This is a genomic window from Streptomyces sp. P5F9, assembly GCF_057961495.1.
In genome coordinates this window covers 1-17,016 of sequence record NZ_JBXVPZ010000206.1, presented here as the reverse complement: position 1 = coordinate 17,016, position 17,016 = coordinate 1, and the positions used below count along the sequence as shown (strand labels likewise).

Here is a 17,016-nt window from a genome sequence, read left to right as displayed (position 1 = left end):
GCCGAGGAGGAGTCGCGATGATCGAGGTCCTGGTCGTGGACGACGACACCCGGGTCGCACAGGTCAACGCGGCCTACGTGGAGAAGGTGCCGGGCTTCCACGTGGCCGGCGAGGCTCACAGCGCGGCTGAGGCCTTGCGCCAGTTGGAGACGTTGCCCCGCCTCGACCTGGTCCTCCTGGACCACTACCTGCCCGACGAGACGGGTCTGGCGGTCGTCCAGGAGATGCGCCGACGCGGCCACCAGACGGACGTGATCATGGTGACGGCGGCCCGGGACGTGACGACAGTCCAGGCGGCGATGCGGCAGGGCGCGCTGCAGTACCTGGTCAAGCCGTTCGCGTTCGCGGGCCTGCGGGCCAAGCTGGAGGCGTACGCGGACCTGCGCCGCACGCTCGACGGCGGCGGCGAGGCCGAACAGGCCGAGGTGGACCGCATCTTCGGCGCCCTGTCCGCACCCTCGGAGCCCGGGCTGCCCAAAGGGCACTCCCCCACCACGGCGGAACTCGTCCGCCGGTCCCTGATGAACGCCCAAGGCCCCCTGTCCGCCCAGGAGATCGCCGACCGCACCGGGGTGAGCCGGCAGACCGCCCAGCGCTATCTGAAGCTCCTGGAGCGCACCGGACGGGCCAGGCTGACGCTCAAATACGGCGACGCGGGCCGCCCGGAACACCGTTACGTGTGGGCGACCCGCGCCTGAGGGCACGGCCGGTGGGGGCGGGGGAAGGGGCCGTACCCCTTCCTCCTATACGGATGCCGACCGCGCGGCCATCAGCCTGTCGCGTTCTTCACGAACTCGGTCGTGTACGTCTTGTCGAGGTCCACATCGGCGTTCTTGATGGTCGGGTTGAACGCCTTGAGTACCTTCTCGACGGTCTCCGGGCCGTTCGCCGGCATCACGCCGTCCTTGGTGAACATCGGCAGCGTGCTCTTGATCGCGGTGGCGTAGAGGAACTTGTTGCCCTGGGAGTAGTCGGCGGGCATCTTGTCGGCGATCGCGGTCGCGCTGTGGGTGGACATCCACTTGAGCGTCTTGACGAATGCATTGACCATCTTCTGCACAGTGGCCTTGTGGCTGTTCACCCAGTCCGTCTGCATGTACAGACTTGACGAGGGGTACGGGCCACCGAGCGCCGCCTGAGAGCCGGCGGGCGTCCGCATGTCGACGAGGATCTTGCCGGCCTTCTTGTCGAGGATCGTGGCGACGGTCGGGTCGGTCGTCATCCCGGCGTCTATGGAGCCCTGTTGGAGCGCCGCGACGAAGGTCGGTCCCGCGCCCACGGCGACCGGGGTGAACTCGCTGACATTGACGCCGTTCTTGACGGCGAGGTACTTGGTGAGGAAGTCGGTGGAGGAGCCGAGGCCGGTCACACCGAGCTTCTTGCCCTTGAAGTCCTTGGCCGACTTGACCTTCCCCTCCGCCTTGGTGGAGACGACCTCCACCTCGCCGGGCGCCTGCGAGAACTGCACCACGGACTCGACCGACTTGCCCTTGACCTGCAGGTCGAGCGTGTGGTCGTAGAAGCCGACGGCTCCCTGGACCTGCCCGGAGACGAGCGCGGTCTCGGCCTGGACGCCGGCCGGTTCGCTCAGCAGCTCCACGTCGAGGCCCTCGGCGTCGAAGTAGCCGAGTCGCTGGGTGAGCATCGCTGGCAGGTAGATGACCTTGTCCAGGCCACCGACCATGATCTTGACCTTCTCGCCCTTGCCGTCACCCTTGCCGCCGGAGCCGGTGGAGGCGGTGCTGGCCGCGTCGTTGGCGCAGGCGGTGAGCGAGGAGAGGGCGAGCAGGCCCGAGGCGGCCAGGGCGGCATATCTGGCGGTCTTGCGCATGGCGGTTCACGTCCTTGTGAGGGTGTGGTGCGGGGAGGAAGGGGGGCTCTTCAACGGGGCTGCGGCGAGGGGCCGTTCAGCTGTCGGAGCCCGACGGCTTCCAGCGGAAGATGCGGTTCTCGGCGAAGGTGAGAAGCCCCTCGGCGACGAGGGCGACGACCGCGAGGATCACCATCGCGGCGTACACACCGGCCGCGTTGAAGGTGCCCTGGGACTGTGCGACGAGCAGGCCGATGCCCTTGGTGGCGCCGATGTACTCGCCGACGATCGCGCCGATGAGGGCGAAGCCGAAGCTGACGTGGAGGCTGGTGAAGATCCAGGAGGTGGCGGACGGGATGACCACCTGGAGGGTCACCCTGCGGTCGCTGGCGCCGAGGATGCGGGCGTTGGCGACCAGGTTGCGGTCGACCTCGCGAGCGCCCTGGAAGGCGTTGAAGAACACCGGGAAGAAGACGAGCACCACGGCCGAGGCGACCTTGGAGGACGGTCCGAGTCCGAACCAGATCACGAAGATGGGTGCGAGGACGATCCTCGGTATGGAGTTGAGCACCTTGATGTATGGACCAAGGATGTCGGCGAGCAAGGTGATCCGCCCCAGCGCGATGCCGAACACGACACCGGCGATCACACCGATCACCCAGCCGAGCAGCGCTTCCTGCAGCGTGGCCCAGATCTGCTCGCCCAGGGACCCGAGCGCGGTCCCGTGCATCACCCAGGTGTAGATCTGGTCCCAGATCTTCGAGGGCATCGAAAAGTTGAACGGATCGATGACCTTGGCCCGGGAAAGCCACTCCCACAGGCCGAGAACGGCGACCAGGAGCAGCACACGGGCCGCCCCAACGCCGACTCTGCGTTTACGGGCCGCACGCGCGCGTGAATGGGCGCGGTCCGTCTTGGTGCCGGGCTCGGTCACGGACGGTACGACCTTGTCCTCGGGCATGACGTCAGGCGACATTGGCCACACCCCTCTCGCGCGTGATGCGGACCTCTTCGCCGAGCGACTCCCAGATCTCGCGGTAGATCTCGATGAACCTCGGCTCCAGGCGCACGGATTCGACCTTGCGGGGCCGCGGCAGGTCGATGTCGAAGACCTGCTTCACGGTGGCGGGCCCGGCGGTCATCACGACGACCTTGTCGGCCAGCGCGATGGACTCCTCCAGGTCGTGGGTGACAAAGACGACCGAGGCGCCGGTGCCCTCCCACAGCTCCAGGAGCTCGTCCGACATCAGGGCCCTGGTCTGCACGTCGAGCGCCGAGAACGGCTCGTCCATCAGCAGGATCTCGGGGTCGTTGACGAAGGTCGCGGCGAGCGCGACGCGCTTGCGCATACCGCCGGAGAGCTGGTGCGGATAGCGGTCCTCGAAGGCGGAGAGCCCGACCCGGGCCAGCCACTCACGCGCCTTCGCCTTGGCCTCCGCCTTCGGTACGCCGCGGAAGCGCGGGCCCGCCATGACGTTGGACAGCACCGTGCGCCAGGGGAAGGTGGCGTCCTGCTGGAAGACGAAGCCGACCTTGTCGCCGACGCCGGAGACCGGCTCACCGGCCACCAGCACATCGCCCTCGGAGGGTTCTTCCAGCCCGCTGACGAGGGTCAGCGTGGTCGACTTACCGCAGCCGGTGGGCCCGACGACCGCCACGAACTCGCCACGTCCGACGGTGAGATCAAGCCCCTTGACGGCCGTGTGCAGACCCCCCGACGGGGTCCTGAAGGTCTTGCTCGCGCCCCGCAGCTCGATGGCGGGGCTGGTGTCTGCGCTCATGGCCGGGACCGTAGATGTGGCGCGGACCACGGCAGCAGTCTTCTGGGCGCAAGCCGTTCTTTTGCTCGCAAGAGCCTGTTGTGCTCGTTTTGCTCGCGCTACAACTGCGGAGCCGAAACACGGGCTTAACGCTCGCCTGGCCTTGAGGAAAGAGGCCCAATGATTGACGTCATGGTCGTGGACGACGACTTCCGCGTCGCCGAGATCAACGCCAAATACGTGGGAAAGGTTCCCGGCTTCCGGGTCGCCGCCCGCGCGCACAGCGCCGCCCAGGCGCTGGCCACCGTGGAACGCGGGGCCATCGATCTGGTCCTGCTCGACCACTATCTGCCCGACCAGACGGGTCTCGAACTCGTCCACCGCATGCGGCAACAGGGCCACACGACCGACGTCATCATGATCACGGCGGCCAGTGATGTGACGACCGTGCAGCGGGCGATGCGCCTGGGCGCCCTGCACTACCTGGTCAAGCCGTTCACCTTCGCCGCGCTGCGCACCCGCCTCGACTCGTACGCCGCCCTGCGCCGCACCGTCGACCGCGTCGGCGGCCGCGGCATCGCCGGCCAGGAACAGGTCGACCGCATCTTCGGCGCCCTGCGCACGACCACCGTGCCGGCCTCCCCCGGCCTGCCCAGTGGCCACTCGGAACCGACCACCGACCTGATCTGCGGCGTCCTGCACAGCGCCGGCCACCCGCTCTCGGCCCACGAGGTCGCCGCCGAGACCGGCCTGAGCCGCTCCACGGCCCAGCGTTACCTCCGCCACCTGGAACAGGCCGGCCGCCTCCGCCTCTCCCTCAAGTACGGCGACACGGGCCGCCCGGAACACCGCTACGCCTGGGTGGCGCCGTAGCCACGCGGCAGCCGCACAACAGGCGTGGCTACGGCACACAGGCCTCCGCTAGACGGCCCCCGCCCCCGTCAGTGCCCGTACCTCGGTCTCCGCGTGCTTGGCCTCGTCCGGGGCCTCCGTCGAGGTGACCGTGCCGAGCCAGCCGGCCAGGAAGCCGAGCGGGATCGAGACGAGGCCGGGGTTCTGCAGCGGGAAGAACTGGAAGTCGACGCCCGGGAACAGCGATGCGGGGCTGCCCGACACGACCGGCGACAGCAGCACGAGCGCGAGCGCGGGGATCAGTCCGCCGTATACGGCCCAAACGGCGCCGCGGGTCGTGAAGCCGCGCCAGAACAGCGAGTAGAGCAGCACCGGGAGGTTCGCGGAGGCGGCGACGGCGAAGGCGAGGCCCACCAGGAAGGCGACGTTGAGGTTCCTCGCGATGAGGCCGAGCCCGATCGCCGCGACACCGATGCCGACGGCGGCGACCCGCGCCACGGCCACCTCACTGCGCGGCTTGGCGTTCGGGCGCCGCAGCGACGCGTACAGGTCGTGCGCCACGGATGCCGAGGAGGCCAGGGTGATCCCGGCCACCACCGCGAGGATCGTGGCGAAGGCCACGGCCGCGACGATCGCGAACAGGACGGTCCCTCCGGTGGAATCGGCGCCTCCGCCGAGGTCGAGGGCCAGCAGCGGGACCGCCGTATTCCCGGCCTCGTTCGACTTCCGGAGGGTGTCCGGTCCCACGACCGCCGCGGCGGCGAAGCCAAGGATGATCGTCATCAGGTAGAACGCGCCGATGAGCCCGATCGACCACACCACCGAACGGCGTGCGGCCCGTGCGGTCGGCACGGTGTAGAAGCGGGACAGGATGTGCGGCAGTCCGGCCGTGCCCAGCACCAGCGCGAGGCCCAGGCTGATGAAGTCGAACCGCGCGGTCCAGTCCCCGCCGTACTTGAGCCCCGGCGCCAGGAAGGCCGCGCCGTGACCGCTGCGCGCGGCGGCCGTGAGCAGCAGATGGTTCAGGTTCCCGTGAAAGCGCACCAGGGTCAGCACCGTCAGCGCGATGGTGCCGCTCATCATCAGGACCGCCTTGACGATCTGGATCCAGGTGGTGGCCCGCATCCCTCCCATCGACACATAGATCACCATGAGCGCCCCGACACCGATGACGGTCCAGGCCCGCGCGGCCGGACTCGTCCCGCCCAGCAGCAGCGAGACCAGGCTGCCCGCGCCCACCATCTGCGCCACCAGGTAGAGAACGGACACGGTGACCGAGGAAGTTCCCGCCGCGATCCGTACCGGCCGCTCGCTCATCCGGGCGGCGACCACGTCGGCGAGCGTGAACCGCCCGCAGTTGCGCACCAGTTCGGCGACGAGGAACAGCACCATGAGCCAGGCGACGAAGAAGCCCACCACGTACAGCAGACCGTCGTAGCCGAACAGCGCGATGAGCCCGGTGACCCCGAGGAACGAGGCCGCGGACAGATAATCACCCGAGATGGCAAAACCATTCTCCATCGGGGAGAAGAGACGCCCGCCCGCGTAGAACTCCTCCTCCGAACCGTGCCGGTTGCGGCTCACCCAGGTGGTGATCCCGAGGGTGACCGCGATGAACACGCTGAACAGCAGCAGCGCCAGCGTCTGATGGTTCCCGGTCACGACGTACCGCCTCGGATGCCTCGTGTCAGTTCCTGTGTGTCCCAGCGCAGTTCGAGCGCGGCCCGGTCCCTGCGCAGCCGCGCGTGCCGGGCGTAGGCCCAGGTGAGCAGGAAGGTGGTGAGGAACTGCCCCAGTCCCGCGACCATCCCCACGTTCACCGCGCCGGCCACCGGCCGGGCCATGAATCCGGGTGCCGTGGTCGCCGTCACCACATAGGCCACGTACCAGGTGAAGAAGACGACGGTGGCCGGCACCACGAACCGCAGATACCGGCCGCGCACCTCCTGGAAGGCCGCGCTGCGCTGCACCTCCAGATACACATCGCCCGCACGGACGGCGTGGTCCGCGTCCTCCCGGCGCGCGGCGGGCACTGCGCGCGCGGGCCCGGCCGTGCCGTCCATCTCACCCCAGCCGGACGCGAGTGCGTCGTACCAAGGGTCGTGGTACCTCACCTTTCCGGTTGCCTCGGCGGGGGTCGGGTCATGACCTTCGTGGTTCTCGGCCGGACTCTCGTGACCACTCCCGCCACCGCGGGGACGACCGTTGCTTGACTGCATGCCCAAGGATGGACAGAACGGGAAGATCCCCGACTCTTCTTCTCCGCTGTCTTCACCCCATCAGGTGACTCAACCCGCTGGTGGCCGCACCAGTCCCTTGCCGTAGGCGTAACGCACCGCCTGCGCACGGTCCTTGAGCCCCGTCTTGGCGAACAGGTTGTTGATGTGGGTCTTCACGGTCGCCGTGGAGACATGCAGCGTGCGGGCGATCTCCTGGTTGGTCAGGCCCTCGGCGATCAGGAGCAGCACCTCGGTCTCCCGCGCGGTGAGCCCGTCCGGCGGCTCCGCGGGCTCCGACGGCTGCGGCTCGGGCTCCGACAGGCGCTCCAGCAACCGCCGTTGGATGCTCGGCGACAGCCCCGCGTCCCCCGACAGCACGCTCTCCACGGCCCGTACGATCTCGTCGCCGCCCGCGTCCTTGGTGAGGTAGCCACGTGCCCCGGCGCGCAGTGCCGGGAACAGCGACGCGTCGTCCGCGAACGTCGTGAGCACCACGACCTGCGTCCTGGGATGCTCCGCACGGATGCGGCGGGTGGCCTCGACTCCGTCGCAGCGTGGCATGCGCAGGTCCATCAGGACGACGTCCGGGGCGAGTTCGGCGACGAGCCGCACCGCCTCGTCCCCGTCGGCGGCGGCACCGACGACCTCGATCCCGGGCAGCAGCCCCAGCAGCATCACGATGCCTTCCCGTACGACGGTCTGGTCGTCGGCGACCACGACCCGCGCGGGTCTCCTCACGGCCTCATCCGTCATGCAGGCACCTTCAGCGTCACCACGAATCCCTCCTCGTCCGGCCCGGCCCGCAGGGAACCGCCCAGCAGCTCGGCGCGTTCCCGCATGCCCAGCAGACCGTATCCACCTCCTGCCCCGGTGAGTTCGCCCGGCGAGCCGCCCGAGTCGCGTACGTCCAGGGTCACTTCGTGCTCGCCGTAGTCCAGCGTGAGCAGCACCTTGGCGCCCGGGGCATGCTTGCGGACGTTCGTCAGGGCCTCCTGGGCGACCCGGCGCACGGCCTGCGAGGCCTCGGCGGGCAGCTGTCTCCGGTCACCCGTAACGGTGACCTCGGCACGGCCCGTCGTACCGACGATCTCGGACAGGAAGTCCTCCAGCGGGCTCATCTCGCCCCGCAGCGCGGACAGGGCCTGCCGGGTCTCCACAAGGCCGTCGCGGGCCATTCCCCGGGCTGCCACGACCCGTTCCAGGATCGTCTCCCGGTCGGCGCCCCGCTCGATCAGCAGCCTGGCCGCCTCCAGGTGCACGAGCTGGGCGGAGAGGCTGTGGGCCAGCACGTCGTGGATCTCCCGGGCGATACGGGCCCGTTCCGCCAGAGCGGCGGACTCCGCCTCGGCGGTGCGCGCCATTCGTTCCTGGGTGAGCAGCCGCTGCGCGCTGCCCCGGGCCTCGGCGTCGAGGCGGAGCGTGTATCCGGCGAGGGCCAGCCCGGCCGTCGTGACCGCGGTGGTCAGCCATACGTCGTTGTTGACCGCGGCGAAGATCGCGAGGGACGCCGAGGTCACCGGCACGGCGACCGCGATGGGCAGCCGCTCCAGCGAACTGACCGCACAACCGCACCAGATGACGAGGGCCGGAACCGTGAACCCGACGGCCTGTCCCGCGATCGCGGTCCCGAGAAGCAGGGCGATGAGTCCCACCGACGGCCAGAGCCTGTGGGCGAGGGTGGTGCGCCAGAAGGCCCAGCCGAGGGCCGCGGACACCAGGATCCCGGCCGCGCCTCCGGCCAGGGCCCAGCCGTGGACGTGACTTCCGGTGAGCGCGCCCCCCAGGAGCACGCCGATCACCAGCAGCCGGACGGCCCAGGCGAGCACCCGCCGGGGCCGTGAGACTCCCTCTCGGCCCAGCGCCTCCCGAGAGGGCCAGCGCGTCCAGGCGTTCTCCGTCACACGCGCTCCTTCCGGGCGGGCCGCGCCATTCCGAAACCGTACGCCGGGGCCGACCCGGCCGACCCGGTGGAGGACTGGGCCCGCCAGGCCAGGACCCCGGAGCGGACCAGCAGGGTCGCCGCGAGGCCGAGCATCAGGGCCGAGCTGTTCTGGTGCACACCCACGACCGCGCCCAGGGCGACGAGGCCGACGCGCAGGGCTATGCCGACGATCCAGGCGCCCCCGCTCGCCTTGGTGCTCTTGCTCCACACGGAACCGTCCGTCTCCACCCACAGACGCGTGGTCCAGGCCCAGCCGGCTCCGGTGGCCAGCCCGATGACCAGCTCGACGGCGAGCAGAAGGGCCGACTCGGTGTGGTGGTGGGCGTCGAGTATGCCGGGGTCGCGCAGCGCCACGACGGCGAGGATCACGGGGAGGAGCCACCAGCGCCGGTCGGTGTCGATCCGACGGGCGCGGAACTGCCGCACGATCACCACCGCGACGACGGCCACGATCACCAACGCGTTGACCAGCCCGGACATCAGAGACTCCGTGAGCGGAAGAGGATGCCGGCGGCGAGCGCTGCCGACGCCTTCGACGCTACGGAAATCCGCAGATCGGCAGATCGGCGCCAGGGTGGATCGTGGGTGGATCCCCGAAACGCCTCAGCCTCCACCCACGGGTGGAGTCGACCGGAGGCGCCGCGCCGAGGCGAGGCGGGGCGACAGGGGGTCCGTGTCGGGAACGGAGTGATCGCGCCGGGCCCGGACGCAAGCCTCCGAGCCGCGGCCCGGGCCAGTGTGGGACCCGAGTCCGGGCCCAGGTCGAACCCGGGCCCGGTACGTCGGTCAGGCGTCGATCCGCGACCGGTCCAGCGTCGCGGCCGAGCTGGAGATGAACTCCTTGCGCGGAGCCACGTCGTTGCCCATGAGCAGATCGAAGACCTGCTCGGCCGCGTCCAGGTCGGAGAGGTTGATCCGGCGCAGGGTGCGGTGGCGGGGGTCCATCGTCGTCTCGGCCAGCTGGTCGGCGTCCATCTCACCGAGACCCTTGTAGCGCTGGATGGAGTCCTTGAACCGGACGCCCTTGCTCTGGAACTCCAGCATCTTCTCGCGCAGCTCACGGTCCGAGTACGTGTAGACGTACTTGTCCTGGCCCTTCTTGGGCTGGACGAGTTCGATACGGTGCAGCGGCGGCACCGCGGCGAACACCCGGCCGGCCTCGACCATGGGCCGCATATAGCGCTGGAACAGGGTCAGGAGCAGACACCGGATGTGGGAGCCGTCCACATCGGCGTCGGTCATCATGATGATCTTGCCGTAGCGGGCCGCGTCGATGTCGAAGGTACGGCCCGACCCCGCTCCTATGACCTGGATGATCGCCCCGCATTCGACGTTCTTAAGCATGTCGGTGACGGACGACTTCTGGACGTTGAGGATCTTGCCGCGGATCGGCAGCAGCGCCTGGAACTCCGAGTTCCGGGCGAGCTTGGCCGTACCGAGCGCGGAGTCTCCCTCGACGATGAACAGCTCGCTGCGCTCGACGTCGTCGCTGCGGCAGTCGGCGAGCTTGGCGGGCAGCGAGGAGGACTCCAGGGCCGTCTTGCGGCGCTGCGCGTCCTTGTGCTGCCGGGCCGCGATACGCGTGCGTGCGGCGGCGACGGCCTTCTCCATGACCACGCGAGCCTGGGCCGCCGCGTCACGCTTCGTCGAGGTCAGGAAGTCCTTGAGCTCCTTGGCGACCACGTTGGCGACGATCCGGCGGGCCGCCGACGTACCGAGCACCTCCTTGGTCTGGCCCTCGAACTGCGGTTCGGCGAGCCGGACGGTGACGACCGCGGTGAGGCCCTCCAGGGCATCGTCCTTGACGACGTCGTCCTCGGCGACACGCAGCAGCTTCTTGGCGCGCGCCACCTCGTTCATCGTCTTGACGACGGCCTGCTCGAAGCCGGCTACGTGGGTCCCGCCCTTGGGGGTGGCGATGATGTTCACGTACGACCTGAGCGTCGTGTCGTAACCGGTCCCCCAGCGCATCGCGATGTCGACGCCGAGTTCGCGGGTGACCTCGGTGGGCGTCATCTGGCCGTGGTCGTCCAGGACGGGCACCGTCTCCTTGAAGGTGCCCTGGCCCGACAGGCGCAGTACGTCGCAGACCGGCTTGTCGCTCGCCAGGTACTCGCAGAACTCGCTGATGCCGCCGTCGAAGCGGAAGGACTCCTCCCCCTTGCTGCCGCCCTCGCCGAGGCCGTACTCGTCGCGGACGACGATGGTCAGCCCGGGCACCAGGAACGCGGTCTGCCGGGCCCGCTGGTGCAGGCCCTCCAGAGAGAGCTTGGCGTCCTTGAGGAAGATCTGGCGGTCGGCCCAGTAGCGCACGCGCGTGCCGGTGCGGGTCTTGGGAATCCGCTTGGTCTTGCGCAGGCCACCGGGCTCGAACGTGGCGTCCGGGCCTGCGGTCGTGAAGGAGCCCGGCACACCGCGCCGGAAGCTGATGGCGTGGGTGTTGCCGCTGCGGTCCACCTCGACGTCCAGCCGCGCGGACAGGGCGTTCACCACGGAGGCGCCCACGCCGTGCAGACCGCCGGAGGCGGCGTACGAGCCGCCGCCGAACTTGCCGCCGGCGTGCAGCTTGGTCATGACGACCTCGACACCGGAGAGGCCGGTCTTGGGCTCGACGTCGACCGGGATGCCCCGGCCGTTGTCCCGGACCTCCACCGAGGCGTCGTCGTGCAGGATCACCTCGATGTGGTCGCAGTAGCCCCCGAGGGCCTCGTCCACGGAGTTGTCGATGATCTCCCACAGACAGTGCATCAGGCCACGACTGTCGGTGGACCCGATGTACATACCCGGGCGCTTGCGTACGGCCTCTAGCCCCTCAAGGACGAGCAGGTGCCGCGCGGTGTAGTTGGAACCGTCCCGGTCTGCTCCTGCCAGCAGCGCTGTCGACGGCACGGACGTTTCGGCGGTCACGCGGTTCGCTCCTCGCTGAATTTCAGATGAGGCCCTTTTGGGTAAGGGCCCGGCTTCGGTTGCCGCTCAGAGGGTACCGAGGCCTGGTAGAGCCGTTGTAACGCCACCCTCGTCTCCTCCTCACACTAGTCCAGGGTCGTATACCTGTTCGATCCCTCGATGGAGTGAAGTACATATCACGTTCCCTTCGGGGCATGAACCATTTAGGCTCCGGGCACGTCCTCATGAACAACCGGCAATCCAGCCGGGTGGACCCGACCCCGACCCCACAGCGCGAACCCGTACAGACACATAGACACGCAATACGGCACATTCGCCGCCAACCGGCAGCAGACAGCCGCCCCGGAAGAATTTTTCGAGAAAAGGCCACGAGCGGGAACGTTTTCGGCCTGGTTGGATGTTGACCCTGGTACGACAGCTCGTCGAGCTAGAGAAGAGGCGACGTGACTACTGTTCTGACCCCCGCGAGCCCACTGACGGCCGCCGATCGCTGCGACCGCTGCGGCGCCCAGGCATACCTGCGCGTCGTCCTGCTGAGCGGCGGAGAACTGCTCTTCTGCGCCCACCACGGCCGCAAGTTCGAGCCGGAACTCAAGAAGATCGCCGCTGAGATACAGGACGAGTCGGAGCGACTGACCTCCGCTCCAGCAGCAAGCGTTCCTGAAGAAGACCGCTGACACATCGCGTCCACGACGAGCCAGCACCGGCCCAGGCCGGCGACGGGCGGCCCCGCTCCTGAACCACAGGAGCGGGGCCGCCCGTCTTTTCTGCCCGTAGACGCCTCTCAGGCGCCGTCAGGCGCCCTTGTGCGGCCCTGGCGAGCCGCGGTGGCGGCCGAGTGTCCGCAGGACGTCCGACACCCTGGTGTAGACGCCAGGGCTCCCTGCCCGCCCGCACCCGCTGCCCCACGACACGAGCCCGATCAGCCGCCCCTGCGCGACCAGCGGCCCCCCACTGTCCCCCTGACAGGCGTCACGGCCTCCCTGAGTCTCTCCGGCGCACAGCATGGACTCCGGGAGGTAGGTGCCGTCGGCACCGGCCGGATAGGCCTCCTCGCAGCGCGCGTCGGACAGCACGCGCAGGCGCGCCGCGTGCAGGCTCCCCGCGTAGTCGCCGCTGCCGGTGAGGTCGCCCCAGCCGTAGACCGTGGCTGCCGCGCCCGCCCGGTAGGCCGTGTCGCCCGCGGCCGCCATCGTGATGACCGACCTCTGGGGCAGCGGATCGGTGAGGGTGAGCACGGCGAAGTCGCCGGCATTGCTGCCGGGGTCGTAGTCCGGATTGACCCACACATCGCGTACGGCGATCTCCTGGCCCCGGCCCGACAGCAGGTCCGTACGGCCCGCGATGGCCTTGAGGTCGGCCGCCCGGTGCGGCGGCGCCCCCAGGACGTCGTCGCCCATGCAGTGGGCCGCGGTCAGCACGGTGGTCCGGCCCACGGCCACACCACCGCAGAACTGCCCCGCCCGGGTACCCCCGAACCGGTCACGACTGGACAGCGCCACCGTCCAGGGGCTCACGGAGACATCGACCGGGAACCCGCCGACGACGATGCTGTCGGCGGCCACGGGGGCCGCGGAGACCAGCGGTATGGCGGACGCGGCGGCCGCCAGGACCAGCGGCCGGGTCAGCGCCCGGGCAAGGGGACGACGCATGCACGTTCCTCACTCTGGGATGGTCATTGAAGACCCAGAGTGATCCAGCGCACCGCGCCCCGCACCCGCGCCAACACGAAGGCCCGGCTCCCCGAGGGGAGACCGGGCCTTCCGTGTCGTACGACCAGGACCTAGTCGAGGTAGTCGCGCAGCACCTGCGAACGCGACGGGTGGCGCAGCTTCGACATGGTCTTGGACTCGATCTGGCGGATGCGCTCACGGGTGACCCCGTACACCTTGCCGATCTCGTCGAGGGTCTTCGGCTGACCGTCGGTGAGACCGAAGCGCATCGAGACCACGCCGGCCTCGCGCTCGGACAGGGTGTCCAGGACGGAGTGCAGCTGCTCCTGGAGAAGGGTGAAGCTGACCGCGTCGGCCGGGACGACGGCTTCGGAGTCCTCGATGAGGTCACCGAACTCGCTGTCGCCGTCCTCACCCAGGGGGGTGTGCAGGGAGATGGGCTCGCGGCCGTACTTCTGGACCTCGATGACCTTCTCCGGGGTCATGTCGAGTTCCTTGGCCAGCTCCTCCGGGGTGGGCTCGCGGCCCAGGTCCTGGAGCATCTGGCGCTGCACGCGCGCGAGCTTGTTGATGACCTCGACCATGTGCACCGGGATACGGATGGTGCGGGCCTGGTCGGCCATCGCGCGGGTGATCGCCTGACGGATCCACCAGGTGGCGTACGTGGAGAACTTGTAGCCCTTGGTGTAGTCGAACTTCTCGACCGCGCGGATCAGACCGAGGTTGCCCTCCTGGATGAGGTCCAGGAAGAGCATGCCGCGGCCGGTGTAGCGCTTGGCCAGGGAGACCACCAGACGGAGGTTGGCCTCCAGGAGGTGGTTCTTGGCGCGGCGGCCGTCCTCGGCGATGATCTCCAGCTCGCGCTTGAGCTTGGGGGCGAGCTTGTCGGCGTTGGCCAGCTTGTCCTCGGCGAACAGACCGGCCTCGATGCGCTTGGCGAGCTCGACCTCCTGCTCGGCGTTGAGGAGGGGGACCTTGCCGATCTGCTTGAGGTAGTCCTTGACGGGGTCGGCGGTGGCACCGGCGGCGGCGACCTGCTGCGCGGGCGCGTCGTCCTCGTCCTCGTCGGAGAGCACGAACCCGGCGCTCTCGGCGCCCTCGGGCTCGTCCCCGGTCTTGCCCGGGGTCTCCTCGGTCGCCTCTTCGTCGACCAGCTCGGCGTCGTCCTTCTTGGCGCTGGTCTTCTTGGCCGCCGCCGCGGTCGTCTTCTTGGCGGCGACCTTCTTGGCGACCGCCTTCTTGGCGGGCGCGGTCTTCTTGGCAGCGACCTTCTGCGCGGCGTCGTCTTCGACGGGAGCGTCGGCGACGGGTGCCGCCGGAGTGGCGGTGGCGGTGGCCTTCTTGGCGGTCACCGTCTTCGCTGCGACCGTCTTGGTGGCGGTGCGCTTGGCCGGACTCTTCGCTGCGACGCTCTTTCGGGTGCGCTTGGGCTCCGCGGCACTGACCATCAGCGTCACACCCTCTTCCTCAAGGATCTGATTGAGGCTGCGCAGTACGTTCTTCCACTGAGTGGCCGGAATCTGGTCAGCTTCGAAGGCCCGACGCACGTCATCGCCGGCGATCTGCCCCTCAGCCTTTCCCCGCTCGATGAGCGCCATGACAGAGACGGACTCGGCGATCTCCGGCGGGAGCGTACGGGATGTGCTGGCCGACACGAACAACCTCTCGGAACGATGGAAAACGGCTTCCGGCCCCGTCCGGTACGGACAGGAGCCGACGACCGCCGACTTGGGGATGGGCCGACGGCGCGGGCTGGGGCCGGGAAGAATCACAGCGCCTTGAACGGCGTCCGTATTCCCTTCCGCGGCTGTCACCTCTTAGGTCATCGCGCAGTGCCCGCGAGCGTTACGCCCAATCTGCGTGGCCCGAGTCACACCCCGTAAGCGTTCAAAAACGGTCAGACACGGGCAGAGGAGGTCACCCGCAGCCGCGACAGGCGCTCCTCAGGGAGATCCGGCACCCCGTCGCGCCGCCACGAGAACGCGGCACACCTCGACCGCACGGACATCCCGTGCGCGTCAGTGCTCGCGCGGGGCGGGCACCACGCGCTCCACCTCGGGGTGCACGATGAGCAGCTGCCGCATGGCCGCCTCGGCCGCCCCACCGTCGCCGGCGGCGAGGGCGTCGACGATCCGGGCGTGGTGCCCCAGGGAGGCGTCGGTCGGGCGGTCACAGCCCGTGACCGGACCGCCGGAGACCTGGAGGGCGGAGGAGACGATCCCGGAAAGGTGCTCCAGCATCCGGTTGCCCGCGACCTGGATGAGCAGCGAGTGGAACTCGGCGTCCGCGCGGGAGAAGGTCAGCGCGTCACCCTGCCCCATCGCGTGGCTCATGATCTCGACCATGTCGGAGAGGCGCTGCTGGACGTCCTCGCGCCCGTGCCCGGCGGCGAGGCGCGCGGCGAGCGGCTCGATCGTCCAGCGCAGCTCGCTCAGCTCACGGCGCTGATTGTCGCGCTGCGGGCCGAAGGCACGCCATTCGATGATGTCCGGGTCGAGGAGGTTCCAGTCGCTGACGGGACGCACGCGCGTGCCGACGTTCGGGCGGGCACTGACCAGCCCCTTGGCCTCCAGGACGCGGAGCGATTCGCGGACGACGGTGCGGGAGACCTCGAAACGCTGGCCGATCTCCTCGGGCACCAGCGGGCGGTCGGCGCCCAGGTCCCCGGAGACGATCATCTGACCCAGCTGCTGGACGAGTTGGCCGTGCAGCCCGCGTCCGCGGCTGCCCGCGGCACGCCGGCCCACGCGGCCCAGCTCGGGGTCGGAACCGTCCCAGGAAGGGGCTCCGAGGCGCTCGGTGACGGGCGCCTCGGCATAGGGGTAGCGGTCGAGTTCGCCCGAACCGGCGAGGCCGGAGTCTGCGGAGCGGGCGGCGGTCATCATGGTGTGCGCAAGGGTACTCACGGATCCTTTGTCGGCGCTGTCCCCAACTCCCTTGAGGTCTTTGGTGAAAAGCACACGAAAGGGTGATCGCTCACCCCGTCGCAATTGACGCCTTATCGGAAAGAAATGGGCTTTCTGCGGGGAGTTGTGCGCAGAGCGGCACCCGAAGGGTGCGGACGGTCGTCATCGGACCCTGCTACGCAGGGTCGTGAGCAGATACGCGCAGAGCAGTGCGGTCAGCGACAACGTCAGTGCCCCGCCCACGGGTTGGGCGATCACCCGCGCCGCCGCGGACAGGTAGCGCTCTCCCCCGAAGGGCCACTGCAGCAGCAATACCTTCCGCATCCTCATCGGGAAGCCTTCCGCGGTCCGCACGGCGGGCCCGTCCAACGCCTTGTGCACGAGGGGTACGACGAGAATCGGTACGGCGACCACCGCGGCGAGCCCGGCCGTGGTGGACCGGAAGATGCCGGCGGCCAGAACGCCGGCCCATGCGCAGCCGACGACCAGGCCGATCCAACTCGCGCCCATCGAAAGCCAGTCGGCGGGAACCTGCGCGAGCTCCCGTCCGTAGACGAGATAGAGCACTTCGGCGTCGCAGCCCACCGTGAGGAAGGCCAGCAGCAGCGCGGTGGCCGCGGAGACGAGGAGCTTCGCGACGAGCAGCCCCATCCGCCGGGGCACGGTGCCGCGATCCGCCGCCAGGGCGGGGTGACGGAACTCGTCACCGAACGCGAACGCCCCGAGCAGCCCCGCACCGAGCGCCGCGGGCGGCAGGGGCAACTCCCGCGGCCACGCGGCCAGCAGACGCGGCTGCGGGGTGTGCCCGATGCGCGCCGACAGCAGCGCGGTGAGGGCGGACACGACCAGCACGGCGGCCCCGGTCAGGAACCCGGTGCCGACACCGGCGGCCCGCCGCAGCTCGTAGCGGAGCGGGCGCAGCGGGCTGGGGGCGGAGCGGACGGAGA

15 protein-coding genes and 1 pseudogene are annotated in these 17,016 nt (G+C 69.5%); 3 read left to right on the top strand and 13 right to left on the bottom strand.

The window, feature by feature from the left end:
* Positions 1-17 precede the first annotated feature (17 nt).
* Positions 18-698 (top strand): response regulator, encoded by a 681-nt coding sequence (locus tag AC31A1_RS28550; protein ID WP_489656077.1) that lies wholly within the window; start codon positions 18-20, stop codon positions 696-698.
* 71 nt (positions 699-769) lie between these two features.
* On the opposite strand, the gene AC31A1_RS28545 is transcribed toward AC31A1_RS28550, so the two are convergent.
* The 3 genes from AC31A1_RS28545 to AC31A1_RS28535 form a co-directional block, all read right to left on the bottom strand.
* Complete coding sequence (locus tag AC31A1_RS28545) at positions 770-1,831, bottom strand: ABC transporter substrate-binding protein (RefSeq protein WP_489656076.1); 1,062 nt, start codon at positions 1,829-1,831, stop codon at positions 770-772.
* 76 nt (positions 1,832-1,907) lie between these two features.
* Positions 1,908-2,786: an ABC transporter permease gene (locus AC31A1_RS28540; protein ID WP_489656075.1), complete on the bottom strand. Its 879-nt coding sequence runs from the start codon at positions 2,784-2,786 to the stop codon at positions 1,908-1,910.
* Positions 2,776-3,591, bottom strand: coding sequence for an ABC transporter ATP-binding protein (locus tag AC31A1_RS28535; RefSeq protein ID WP_489656074.1), 816 nt, complete (start codon positions 3,589-3,591; stop codon positions 2,776-2,778). The genes AC31A1_RS28540 and AC31A1_RS28535 overlap by 11 nt, the downstream gene beginning before the upstream one ends.
* Before the next feature lie 159 nt (positions 3,592-3,750).
* Here AC31A1_RS28535 and AC31A1_RS28530 point away from each other — a divergent pair, with 159 nt between their 5' ends.
* Positions 3,751-4,443, top strand: coding sequence for a response regulator (locus AC31A1_RS28530; protein WP_489656073.1), 693 nt, complete (start codon positions 3,751-3,753; stop codon positions 4,441-4,443).
* 48 nt (positions 4,444-4,491) lie between these two features.
* On the opposite strand, the gene AC31A1_RS28525 is transcribed toward AC31A1_RS28530, so the two are convergent.
* The 6 genes from AC31A1_RS28525 to AC31A1_RS28500 form a co-directional block, all read right to left on the bottom strand.
* Positions 4,492-6,084 (bottom strand): solute symporter family protein, encoded by a 1,593-nt coding sequence (locus AC31A1_RS28525; RefSeq protein WP_489656072.1) that lies wholly within the window; start codon positions 6,082-6,084, stop codon positions 4,492-4,494.
* Positions 6,081-6,641, bottom strand: a complete 561-nt coding sequence (locus AC31A1_RS28520; RefSeq protein WP_489656071.1) for a DUF485 domain-containing protein — start codon at positions 6,639-6,641, stop codon at positions 6,081-6,083. The genes AC31A1_RS28525 and AC31A1_RS28520 overlap by 4 nt, the downstream gene beginning before the upstream one ends.
* A 69-nt stretch (positions 6,642-6,710) precedes the next feature.
* Positions 6,711-7,394: a response regulator transcription factor gene (locus AC31A1_RS28515; protein ID WP_489656070.1), complete on the bottom strand. Its 684-nt coding sequence runs from the start codon at positions 7,392-7,394 to the stop codon at positions 6,711-6,713.
* The gene (locus AC31A1_RS28510) at positions 7,391-8,542 is read right to left on the bottom strand and encodes a sensor histidine kinase (RefSeq protein WP_489656069.1); all 1,152 of its coding nucleotides are present in this window, start codon (positions 8,540-8,542) and stop codon (positions 7,391-7,393) included. Before AC31A1_RS28510 ends, AC31A1_RS28515 begins: the two co-directional genes overlap by 4 nt.
* Complete coding sequence (locus tag AC31A1_RS28505; protein ID WP_489656068.1) at positions 8,539-9,063, bottom strand: DUF1453 domain-containing protein; 525 nt, start codon at positions 9,061-9,063, stop codon at positions 8,539-8,541. The genes AC31A1_RS28510 and AC31A1_RS28505 overlap by 4 nt, the downstream gene beginning before the upstream one ends.
* Positions 9,064-9,369: 306 nt before the next feature.
* A complete protein-coding gene (locus AC31A1_RS28500) occupies positions 9,370-11,490 on the bottom strand; it encodes a DNA gyrase/topoisomerase IV subunit B (protein WP_489656067.1) in 2,121 nt (706 codons plus the stop codon).
* Positions 11,491-11,933: 443 nt separating this feature from the next.
* Between AC31A1_RS28500 and AC31A1_RS28495 the strand changes: the two genes are divergently transcribed.
* Complete coding sequence (locus AC31A1_RS28495) at positions 11,934-12,167, top strand: DUF7455 domain-containing protein (RefSeq protein ID WP_019061015.1); 234 nt, start codon at positions 11,934-11,936, stop codon at positions 12,165-12,167.
* Positions 12,168-12,284: 117 nt separating this feature from the next.
* Here AC31A1_RS28495 and AC31A1_RS28490 read toward each other — a convergent pair whose 3' ends face one another.
* The 4 genes and pseudogenes from AC31A1_RS28490 to AC31A1_RS28475 all read right to left on the bottom strand — a co-directional run.
* A complete protein-coding gene (locus tag AC31A1_RS28490) occupies positions 12,285-13,142 on the bottom strand; it encodes a S1 family peptidase (RefSeq protein ID WP_489656066.1) in 858 nt (285 codons plus the stop codon).
* A gap of 131 nt (positions 13,143-13,273) precedes the next feature.
* The gene (locus AC31A1_RS28485) at positions 13,274-14,818 is read right to left on the bottom strand and encodes an RNA polymerase sigma factor (protein ID WP_366493370.1); all 1,545 of its coding nucleotides are present in this window, start codon (positions 14,816-14,818) and stop codon (positions 13,274-13,276) included.
* A 363-nt stretch (positions 14,819-15,181) separates the two neighbouring features.
* A complete protein-coding gene (locus tag AC31A1_RS28480; protein WP_489656065.1) occupies positions 15,182-16,069 on the bottom strand; it encodes a FadR/GntR family transcriptional regulator in 888 nt (295 codons plus the stop codon).
* A 162-nt stretch (positions 16,070-16,231) separates the two neighbouring features.
* Positions 16,232-17,016: pseudogene (locus AC31A1_RS28475) on the bottom strand (ABC transporter ATP-binding protein); the annotation flags it as partial.

Coding starts and splice junctions, on each gene's coding strand:
- AC31A1_RS28505 (WP_489656068.1), bottom strand. CDS start 9,063: ATGTCCGGGCTGGTCAACGCGTTGGTGATCGTGGCCGTCGTCGCGGTG.
- AC31A1_RS28545 (WP_489656076.1), bottom strand. CDS start 1,831: ATGCGCAAGACCGCCAGATATGCCGCCCTGGCCGCCTCGGGCCTGCTC.
- AC31A1_RS28490 (WP_489656066.1), bottom strand. CDS start 13,142: ATGCGTCGTCCCCTTGCCCGGGCGCTGACCCGGCCGCTGGTCCTGGCG.
- AC31A1_RS28535 (WP_489656074.1), bottom strand. CDS start 3,591: ATGAGCGCAGACACCAGCCCCGCCATCGAGCTGCGGGGCGCGAGCAAG.
- AC31A1_RS28515 (WP_489656070.1), bottom strand. CDS start 7,394: ATGACGGATGAGGCCGTGAGGAGACCCGCGCGGGTCGTGGTCGCCGAC.
- AC31A1_RS28530 (WP_489656073.1), top strand. CDS start 3,751: ATGATTGACGTCATGGTCGTGGACGACGACTTCCGCGTCGCCGAGATC.
- AC31A1_RS28540 (WP_489656075.1), bottom strand. CDS start 2,786: ATGTCGCCTGACGTCATGCCCGAGGACAAGGTCGTACCGTCCGTGACC.
- AC31A1_RS28550 (WP_489656077.1), top strand. CDS start 18: ATGATCGAGGTCCTGGTCGTGGACGACGACACCCGGGTCGCACAGGTC.
- AC31A1_RS28520 (WP_489656071.1), bottom strand. CDS start 6,641: ATGCAGTCAAGCAACGGTCGTCCCCGCGGTGGCGGGAGTGGTCACGAG.